The organism is Caballeronia sp. (genome assembly GCF_049581465.1).
GTDB lineage: Bacteria > Pseudomonadota > Gammaproteobacteria > Burkholderiales > Burkholderiaceae > Caballeronia.
Map to the genome: position 1 here is coordinate 1 of NZ_JBAUSA010000262.1, position 1,853 is coordinate 1,853.

Below are 1,853 nucleotides of genomic sequence, written 5' to 3' on the forward strand. Positions count from 1 at the left end.
TACGAATTCGGCGAGATTATCGGCCACGCGGGCCTTGTTCGCCGGCAGGATGGCCGTGTGCGGAATGGGCAGGCCGAGCGGGTGTCGAAACAATGCCACGATGGCGAACCAGTCGGCCAGCGCGCCCACCATGGCGGCTTCGGCGAATGCCGAAACCCAGGCCCACGGGCCCGCGTCGTGATGGCTTTTAGCAAGCGCGAATATCACCGCCGCGGCCACGAGCAAGCCCGCCGCGAACCATTTCATTTTTCTCAGTGCCAGTGCTTTGTCCTGCGTTGCCATCGTCGTCCGGTTTGATCGGGTGGAATGAGGCCGTCAGCATAACAGCGCTGCTCGTTTGGGTTTGGAAGCGTCACCTTAGTGTCGCCCCGCTGCGCTGCTTAGTAAAATTAGCAAGCCCTGCACTGAAAGTCAGCGGTGCGCGGGCTATCCTAGCGCTCATATGAAGCCCACCGCCTTGTCCGGCATGCGGCACGAATGCGTGACTGATCTGATGATTCCCATTCGAGAGGAATGAATATGCTTTCTCGTCACTTGGCCGCCGTCATGCTGATTGCGTGTTTCTGGACGGGCGCTGCGTCAGCCGACACCACTAGCGCGCCCTACCATGTAGGACAGGTCTGGCGCGTGTTTCATCCGAGCGTTGTCCGTAATTGGCGTGGCGCGCAAACAGAAGGACTGAGGACCACGATCTGGTACCCGGTCGATCCCGATATTTTAGAGTCGGCAAATGACATCGGTGCTCCCGGCGATCCGATTTTCCATGGATATCCGGTCATCGACAAGGCGCCTATATCAACCAGGCATGCAAAGTATCCGTTGCTTTTGTTATCGCACGGTACCGGTGGGAGTGCGAATGATCTTGACTGGCTAGGTGCCGCGCTCGCCGCCAATGGCTATGTGGTGGCAGGGCTCAATCACCCCGGCAATAATGCGCTGGAGCCGTTGACCCGTGACGGCTTTCTGCTTTGGTGGGAGCGTGCTACGGACGTAAGCGAAGTACTCGACGGGATTTTGGCCGATCCAATGTTGGGTGCTCGTATCGACCCGGACCGGGTGGGCGCCGTGGGTTTCTCGCTCGGTGGCTATACGGTTCTTGAACTGGCGGGTGCGCGAACTAATCTCCGGGGATTTGAGGACTTTTGCCGTTCACCTGCCGCCGACGCGATCTGTCGACCACCCGAGATGGACCGTCTCAAAGGCGAGGCGCAGAAGATGAGCGAGGTCTCGCCGGAGATGAAGGCGTCCATGGCGCGTTCAGGCGCGTCCTATCGCGATAAGCGCATCAAGGCCGTCTTCGCCATCGCTCCGGCTTTGGGCGAAGCGTTCGACAGCACATCCTTCGCCGACGTCAACATCCCGGTGTTCCTGACGGGCGGCACGAACGATGTGACCGCACCGGTTGAAACCAACATCCACCGGATAGCGGGTTTCATGCCCAACGCAAAAGTAGTCATGGTGCCAGGCGCGGTGCATTACACGTTTCTCGATACTTGCTTGCCGGCTGTGGCGGCGCGCCTTGCCAATATCTGCGTTGATCCTCCAGGAGTCGACCGCGATAAGGTCCATGCAGAGACGGTTGAACGGGCGGTGGATTTTTTTATGGGGACGCTGGGAGCTTCTTCCGTGGGGATGCAAACGTCTCATGCTGGTTCCCGAACGGTCACTCGTGATTCGAATCGCATTGTCAGTCCCGGGTCGACTTGTGCCAATTGCAAACCGTCATCGCTTAGCACCGCTAGACATTCACTCCCCACATTGCACATCCTGTTTTGGTACAGTGATAATCGCCGGGTATGTCCCCCGGTCAAGTTCCACGCGCGCGACCACGGCCATCGTCGCGCTGTCGATGT

General features: G+C 58.9%; 1 protein-coding gene and 1 pseudogene. One reads left to right on the top strand and one right to left on the bottom strand.

Going from position 1 to position 1,853, the window contains the following annotated elements:
- Positions 1–282 (bottom strand): DUF445 family protein (locus WCA53_RS06510; RefSeq protein ID WP_423907102.1); only part of this gene is annotated, 282 nt, incomplete at its 3' end.
- 264 nt (positions 283–546) lie between these two features.
- Between WCA53_RS06510 and WCA53_RS06515 the strand changes: the two are divergent.
- Positions 547–876 (top strand): annotated as a pseudogene (locus tag WCA53_RS06515) (alpha/beta hydrolase family protein); the annotation flags it as partial.
- Positions 877–1,853 lie beyond the last annotated feature (977 nt).